We start from the raw sequence: 8,032 nt of genomic DNA, 5'->3' as shown, positions 1-8,032 counted from the left end.
AAGGTTGATAGGTCAGAGGTGTAAGTGCGGTAACGTATGTAGCTGACTGATACTAATAGGTCGAGGGCTTGACCAATTATAAAAAATAATTCATATGCAATTTTCAGAGAACAAATTCTCTTATAATAATCCGCGATAGCTCAATGGTGGAGCACTCGGCTGTTAACCGATAGGCTGGAGGTTCGAGTCCTCTTCGCGGAGCCAAGTAAAGCTAGAATTAACTTCTAGCTTTTTTAATTTTATAAATAAAATTTATAAAGTCAGCTTAGGCTGACTTTATTTTTTTATAATTATTAATTAGTCAAATATAAAATTATAGTAAATAATAGAAGATATGATATATAATAAAATATAATAAAAAGTAGTCTGGATAAATCTATTCTAGACATGAAAAGGAGGAAGAATTTATGTTATCTCGTGAAATAGCAGAAAAAGTGCTGGGGAGATGTTTAATAACTGGAGGGGATTTTGCAGAAATATTTGAAGAAGATACTTTAAATAATTCAATTAGTATATTAAATGGAAAAGTAGAAAATTCTGTAGGAGGTAGAACTTATGGAATTGGTATTAGAATATTTAAGGGATTAAAAAGTGTATATGCTTATACAAATAATAATAGTCTAACTTCTCTTTTGAATGTAGCACATAAAGCAGCACTTGCATTAGGTGAGTTAAAGGAAGAAAAAATGATAGTTCTTAATGAAAGAGATACTATTAACTTTAATCCAATAATACTTGCTCCATCATCTATTGAAATTAATAAAAAAATAGGGGTTATGAAAGTGGCTTATGATGCTGCAAAGAATTATCATAATGAAATAGTTCAAGTAGGTGTAGGCTATGTTGATAAAGAGCAAAATATATTAATTGCTAATACAGAAGGGTTATATACTGGAGATAAGAGAGTTAGAACAAGACTTACTGTAAATGCTATAGCTTCTATTAATGGTGAAAATCAAACAGGATTTGAAGGACCTGGTAGACATATGGGATTTGAAATGTTTAAGGAAATAGATCCAGAATATTACGGAAGAGAAGCTGCAAAACAAGCATATACAATGTTACATGCAAAGAATTGTCCAGCAGGTAGAATGACAGTAGCTATTGATAATGGATTTGGTGGTGTTATATTCCATGAAGCGTGCGGGCATTCGTTAGAAGCAACAGCGGTTGCAAAAGGGAATTCAGTATTTACAGGAAAGTTAGGAGAGCAAATAGCATCTACTAAGGTTACAGCTATTGATGATGGTACTATTCCTAATGCTTGGGGATCATTGAATATAGATGATGAAGGAAATAAGACACAAAAAAATGTCCTTATAGAAAATGGAATATTAAAATCTTATATGATTGATAAATTGAATGGACGTAGAATGGGAATGTCACCAACAGGAAGTGGAAGAAGACAAAGCTATAAGTTTGCACCAACATCTAGAATGACTAATACTTATATAGCTAATGGAAATGATAATCCAGAAGATATAATTAAATCTATTAGTAATGGATTATATGCTAAAAAAATGGGAGGAGGTTCTGTTAACCCAGTTACTGGTGAATTTAATTTTGCTGTTTCAGAAGGATATTTAGTAAAAGATGGAGTTATTCAAGAACCTGTTAGAGGAGCTAGTTTAATAGGAAAAGGTAGCGAAATATTAATGGATATAGATATGGTTGGAAATAATATGACACAAGGTCAAGGAATGTGTGGATCATCATCAGGAAGTATTGCCACTAATGTAGGGCAACCAATGATTAGAGTAAAAGAAATAACTGTAGGTGGAAGATAGGAGGGGTAATATGGAATTAGATTTATTCGTAAAGAGTTTATTCAAGAAGGCAAAGGAAGCTGGATTTTCAGAATATGAAGTTTATTATGTTGATAGAGAAAGCTTAAGTATAAGTGTATATAGAAGTGAAGTAGAAAAATATAATGTTAATAATTCGGCAGGTTTATCTTTTAGAGGTAAGCTAGGAGATAAGATAGGATATTCTTATACGGAAATATTAGATGAAGATGCTATAGAGATGCTTGTAAAAAAAGCTAAGGAAAATGTTTTAGCAATTGAAAATAATGATGTTCAATTTATTTATGATGGAGATGAAGAGTATAAGGAGATTAATACCTATTATAAAGCTTTAGAGAACATTTCAGCTGAAAAATTAATAAAGATTGCTTTAGATATGGAAGCAGAGGCGAAGAAATATTGCGATAAAGTAGAAAGCTTTAGTGGATGTGCAGTATCTTATAGTTCTGGAAAATATGGAATAATAAATTCTAAAGGATTAAATTTACACAATAAATCAAATATATTAACATCATATGTTGTTCCAATTGTTAAAGATGGGAATAATATGTATGATGGCTTTGGATATGTTGTTGCAAAATCACTAGATGAGGTTAATCCATATGAAATTGCTAAAATGGGAGTAGATGAAGCTTTAAGTAAAATAGGAGGAAAATCAATACCATCAGGTAATTATAAAGTAATAATAAATAATGATGCAATGGTATCTCTTATTTCTACATTTTCAGGTGTATTTAGTGGGGATGCAGTTCAAAAGGGATTAAGTCTTTTAAAAGGAAAAGAAGGAGAAGTTATTGCATCAAATATAGTTAATTTAGTAGATAATCCACATTTAGAGAATGGATTAGCATCAGTTGGATTTGATGATGAAGGAGTAGCTACAACTAAAACATATTTAATAAAAGATGGAAGGTTAGAAAGCTTACTTCATAATTTAAAGACTGCTAATAAAGCTGGAGTTAAATCTACAGGAAATGGATTTAAATCTTCATATGCTTCACCTATTTCAGTATCGCCAACAAACTTTTATATAGAACCTGGAACAAATTCATTAGAAGAAATTATCAAAAAAATAAATAAGGGATTGATAATTACTGATTTTGCAGGTTTACATTCAGGGGCAAACTCAATAACGGGAGATTTTTCTCTAGCAGCAAAGGGGTTTTATATAGAAAATGGAAGTAAAACTAAACCTATAGAACAAATAACAGTAGCTGGAAACTTCTTTACTTTATTAAAGGATGTTGAAGAAATAGGAAATGACTTGAAGTTCCCTATGAGTAGTGTTGGTAGCCCAAGTATTTTAGTAAAAGAACTTTCCATTGCTGGAGAGGGGTCAGATAATGAATAAATATGACTTAGTTATAGTTGGGTCAGGAGCTTCAGGGCTTTCAGCTGGAGTTTCAGCTATTAAATCTGGAGTTAAAAATGTTTTAATTTTAGAAAAAGAAGATTTGTTAGGTGGGAATTTAAATTTATTTATAGATAATGGATTTGGAGAATATTATTTAAATAATGTTGTTACTGGTCCAGAGCTTGGTAGTATCTTGATAAAAGATTATAAAGAGCTAGGTGGAGAATATAAAATAAATACTAGAGTTCTAGAAATAAATAGGGATAAAGTTATAACATATGTTAACCCATTAGAAGGAATACAAGAAATATCTGCTAGAGCTATAGTTTTAGCGGCAGGATGTAGAGAAAAATATACAGGTAATATTATGATACCTATTAATAAATTTACGGGAATATTTACTACAGGTTCAGCACATAGATTAGTTAATTATAGCGGATACCTACCAGGAAAAGAAATTATAATTATAGGAGATAATATTTGGACTCTTATTTTAGCAAGAAGGTTAGTAATTGAAGGTGCTAATATAAAAGGAATAGTTACTGAAAGAAAGAGTTTTAATAGAGATGAATTAGATATTATTAATGGATTTAATATTCCTATAATTTATACAAGTGAAGTAATTGAAATTGAAGGTGAAGAAAGAGTAAATTTAGCTAAAATAAATAATATTGAAACTGAAGAAATAACTTCTATTGAATGCGATTCATTAATATTATCGGTAGGATACTTACCAGATAATGATTTTATAAAAAAAATGAGCATGATAATGGATGGAGAGATAGTTCGTAGCGAAAATAATCATACTTCTGTGGAAGGAGTATTTATAACAGGTACTATGGAAGGTGGAATAGATTTACTTTTTAATAGTGGAGAAAATGGATTTAAAGTTGGAAAACAAGTAGCAGAGTACTTGAAATAAACTGAAAACTACAGTGAGAACGAAAAATTGAATAGTGATTTATTGGGAAGCATTGAAATTCTACAGGTTAATTTCAATGCTTCTTTCCCAATTAATATTTCATTTTTCCTCTTCACTGTTTTTATTATAGTTAATGAGTCTTGCTACAAATTTTTATGACAAGTCGTTAACTTTAAAGAGATTCTGATTAAATTGTGGACTAAATCTTTACTAATCAGTTTACTTAAAAAGTTGTTTAGCTGCTTTAAGTAATAGGTCTTGTCCTAATGGTTTAAAATGAATTCCATCAAGATATAGATTTGAGATTTCTTTAGTATTTTCTGTTATTGAATAAAAGTCTATGTATTTTAATGAGTATTTAGTGCAAAGATTTAAAATTTCTTTTCTTAATAAAGGTAAATTTTCTTTACAATAATCATAAGCATCACATCTCATAAAAAGGGTGTTAGCCATTTCAGGAATAATGTTAGGTGGAATACCTATTAATACTTTAATATTATTTGATAATGCATCTTTAATCATTAAATCAATATTAGCAATAATAGAAGATACATTTCTATTAGAAAGTAAATCATTTGTTCCTGCCATTAAAAATAAAGTGTTCGGAAATGAATCAAGAACATCTCTCTGAAACCTAACTAGCATATCAGTTGATGTACTACCATTAACACCTTTATTACATATATTTAAGTTGTAAGTTGTTTTAAGTTTATAAACCCAATTATCTTTGGGTTTAACGCCATAGCCGTATATTAAGCTATCGCCTAAGAATACATATTTATTACTCATAATTTAAAATCTCCTTAAAATAATTTATTAAAGCAAGTTTTACAAATAAGAGTTTTGCCTTTATCCGCTTTTATATAGTTATTATCTTTTAATATATTATTACAAATGGAGCATTTATTTATTGAAGATACTGTATTATCAGATTTTTCTTTTGAAACTTTTGTTTTTGATGATTTAATAGGAGAGTTTACAGATTTATGTAATGATGAATAAAGTCTTTTTTCATTTTTAATTTTTCTTTCATTAATAGAATATGAAACTGAAAATTCACTTTCACCAAATAGCTCTAGTTCGAATCTTGGGTTTTCTTTATCATAAAACTCTTCTACTATTATTCTTCGAATTTGTGCATCATTTACAATTAGACCGCTTTTTTCAATACCATCAAATATGCTTTTAGTTATATTAGCTGTATCTGGATGTCTTTTTTCACTTTTATAATAAACCTTTAATACAGCAATAAGAGATTCATGAAATACTATATCAGGGTTTTGGCTTCTAGCATGATAGGCTATTTCTTCTTCGTATAATGCATACTTATCATGTGATTTTCCTGTATTGTAAGGTAATATGGCTCTTCCATCTTTATTATGTAATTTAAAATTTGACTTAGTTATAGGTGATCCTAAAACTATTACTTTTGCATAAGGTTTCATATATTTTCTCCCTAAAAATAAAACAATATAATATTTAACAATAATGTTAATAATTATTATGGTAAGGATTAAATTAGTACATAATTATTAAGAAATCCTTAAAAATCCATAAAATGAAATAAAAAATAGTGAATAATAACTTTTAAAAGTATATAATCTAAATAAGAATTTTAGTATAGTTAAACTATACATTAGCAAATTTATATTAACAAGTAATAATTTGATTATGTTTTATGATTACGTTATAATACAGTTTGGTGTTATATAGTAAAAAGAAGAGGTAAAATAAATGGAAGATAAGTATATTTTAGCAATAGAATCAAGTTGTGATGAGACTTCAGCAGCAGTTGTTGTTAATGGAAGAGAGGTATTATCTAATGTAATTGCTTCTCAAATAGATACACATAAAAAGTATGGAGGAGTAGTTCCTGAAGTAGCTTCAAGAATGCATATTGAAGCCATTAATGGAGTGGTAGAAGAAGCTCTTGAAGAGGCAAATGTTACTTTAGATAAAATTGATGCTATAGGTGTTACATACGGTCCAGGATTAGTAGGAGCTTTACTAGTTGGATTACAGTTTGCAAAGGGATTGGCATTTGCAACTAAGAAGCCTTTAATAGGAGTAAATCATATTGAAGGACATATTTGTGCAAATTATATACAACATAAAGAATTAAAACCACCATTTGTATCATTAGTAGTATCAGGAGGACATACTTTTATAGTACATGTTAAAAATTATGGTGAGTATGAAGTAATTGGTCAAACTAGGGATGATGCGGCTGGAGAAGCTTATGATAAGGTTGCAAGAGCATTAGGACTTGGATATCCAGGTGGGCCTAAAATAGATAAATTAGCAAAGGAGGGAAATCCTAAAGCTATAGTATTCCCAAAAGCTAATTTTCATGAGGAGACTTTAGATTTTTCATTTAGTGGTGTAAAGTCAGCAGTGCTTAATTATTTAAATAAATGTAAAATGCAAAATGTTGAAGTGAATAATGCTGATGTTGCGGCTTCATTCCAATATGCAGTTATAGATGTGTTAAAAGAAAATGTTTTATTAACTTGTAAAAAGAAAAACGTTAAGACAATTGCAATAGCTGGTGGAGTAGCTTCTAACTCAAGCTTAAGAGAAACACTTATTAAAGAAGCTTCTAAAAGAGGTATAGAAGTATTATTCCCAGCTCCGATTTTATGTACTGATAATGCAGCTATGATTGGAAGTGCAGCTTATTTCAATTTTATTAATGAAGAAATTAGTGATTTAAACTTAAATGCAAAGCCTAATTTAAAGCTAAATAATTAAAACTAAATAGATATAATTTCAAAATCTTAAGTATAAAAATATTTATTGTATATAAGAAAGTATGGGGAGAGAAATAAAATGAAGTTTTTACCGTATTCAAATGGAGTACGCACAGTAAGTATGAAGAAGCAAAGGAGTCCGAAAGATAAAATTAAAATAATATTTGGGATAATTGTTTTTATAATAGTTATTGGAGTTGTTACTCAAAATGTAGTTGACTTTGTTGATGGGGAAAGATTAAAAAAAAGGGTAAATTACACTACAGTAGATGATCTAAGGTTAGATTATAGAATTGAAGGGGAAGGTAGCTACACTATTATCTTTGATGGTGATATGGGAGCTACTTTAGAGGAGTGGACTCCTATTGTAGAAGAACTAAAGAAAAATGATAATGTAAAAACTTTCGTTTACAATAGACAGGGATACGGATATAGTGATATATCTTCAGGAAGAACACCTAAGGAACAAGCTAGAGATTTGAAAATATTATTAAGAAAAGCAGGACTGTCAGGGCCTTATATAATTGTTGGAGAAGGATATGGATCTCTTGTGCTAACAAGTTTTGCAGAACAATTTAAGGAGTCCGTTGCAGCTGCTATAATGATTGATCCTATTAATGAAAAAGAAGTTCAGACAAAAGAATATCAAAATAGTTACTTTATAACTAAGATTAGAAGAGGGATCGAAAGAATTGGATCAAAGTGTGGACTTACAATGTTACTGGACAAGTTTGGTTTAGATATAAATTTAAGGGACTATGAATCAGGGCTTTTAGAAAATAATTTGGATGAATTTTTAACTTTAAGAACTAAATCAAACTATACAACGGCAGTATACCATGAGTTGAATAATGTTCTTAAGGGACAAAGTAATAGTCAGATTGAAGGCGTGTTTAGTGATATTCCGTATTATTTAGTTACTAAAAATCAAGACGATCCTTTAAAAGGATTAGGTAGTGATGACTTAACAACTGTATATGTAAGTAAATCTGATAAAGATTTTTTAGCTTTAAATGATAAGGAAAATGTTTTAAATGCTATAAGACAAACTATTAAAAAGTTACAAGATATAGATGAGAAAAAAAAATAATAATGAACAGGTGTCAAAAAGTGATGCCTGTTTTTTTTATTGTCATATATTTGACACATTGAGTGGTTATATTATAAGTATGAAATAAATAAAAACGAAAAAGGAGTTAGT

7 protein-coding genes, 1 tRNA gene and 1 rRNA gene are annotated in these 8,032 nt (G+C 29.2%); 7 read left to right on the top strand and 2 right to left on the bottom strand.

The genetic code is table 11. The features are described 5' to 3' along the window. The 5 genes from I4V51_RS12265 to I4V51_RS12245 all read left to right on the top strand — a co-directional run. Nucleotides 1–76, top strand: a 23S ribosomal RNA gene (locus tag I4V51_RS12265); the annotation flags it as partial. A 53-nt stretch (nt 77–129) separates the two neighbouring features. Beyond that, nucleotides 130–204 (top strand) — tRNA-Asn (locus tag I4V51_RS12260). Nucleotides 205–407: 203 nt separating this feature from the next. Beyond that, nucleotides 408–1,787 (top strand): TldD/PmbA family protein, encoded by a 1,380-nt coding sequence (locus I4V51_RS12255; protein ID WP_195988720.1) that lies wholly within the window; start codon nt 408–410, stop codon nt 1,785–1,787. 10 nt (nt 1,788–1,797) lie between these two features. Further along, nucleotides 1,798–3,156 (top strand): TldD/PmbA family protein, encoded by a 1,359-nt coding sequence (locus I4V51_RS12250; protein ID WP_195988719.1) that lies wholly within the window; start codon nt 1,798–1,800, stop codon nt 3,154–3,156. Next, the gene (locus I4V51_RS12245) at nt 3,149–4,081 is read left to right on the top strand and encodes an NAD(P)/FAD-dependent oxidoreductase (protein WP_195988718.1); all 933 of its coding nucleotides are present in this window, start codon (nt 3,149–3,151) and stop codon (nt 4,079–4,081) included. Before I4V51_RS12250 ends, I4V51_RS12245 begins: the two co-directional genes overlap by 8 nt. Nucleotides 4,082–4,300: 219 nt before the next feature. On the opposite strand, the gene I4V51_RS12240 is transcribed toward I4V51_RS12245, so the two are convergent. Then, complete coding sequence (locus I4V51_RS12240) at nt 4,301–4,870, bottom strand: GDSL-type esterase/lipase family protein (protein ID WP_195988717.1); 570 nt, start codon at nt 4,868–4,870, stop codon at nt 4,301–4,303. 14 nt (nt 4,871–4,884) lie between these two features. Beyond that, the gene (locus I4V51_RS12235) at nt 4,885–5,526 is read right to left on the bottom strand and encodes a RusA family crossover junction endodeoxyribonuclease (protein ID WP_195988716.1); all 642 of its coding nucleotides are present in this window, start codon (nt 5,524–5,526) and stop codon (nt 4,885–4,887) included. Between the two features lie 289 nt (nt 5,527–5,815). Between I4V51_RS12235 and tsaD the strand changes: the two genes are divergently transcribed. Together tsaD and I4V51_RS12225 are read left to right on the top strand one after the other, a co-directional pair. Continuing rightward, nucleotides 5,816–6,832, top strand: a complete 1,017-nt coding sequence (tsaD, locus tag I4V51_RS12230; RefSeq protein WP_195988715.1) for a tRNA (adenosine(37)-N6)-threonylcarbamoyltransferase complex transferase subunit TsaD — start codon at nt 5,816–5,818, stop codon at nt 6,830–6,832. Between the two features lie 78 nt (nt 6,833–6,910). Further along, nucleotides 6,911–7,921 carry an alpha/beta hydrolase gene (locus tag I4V51_RS12225; RefSeq protein WP_195988714.1) on the top strand — a complete coding sequence of 337 codons (1,011 nt, stop codon included), beginning with the start codon at nt 6,911–6,913 and terminating at the stop codon, nt 7,919–7,921. The last annotated feature ends 111 nt before the right edge of the window (nt 7,922–8,032 follow it).

It is taken from the genome of Clostridium sp. D53t1_180928_C8 (assembly GCF_015667795.1).
Classification (GTDB): Bacteria; Bacillota; Clostridia; order Clostridiales; family Clostridiaceae; genus Clostridium.
This window is presented reverse-complemented; position numbering and strand designations above follow the sequence as displayed.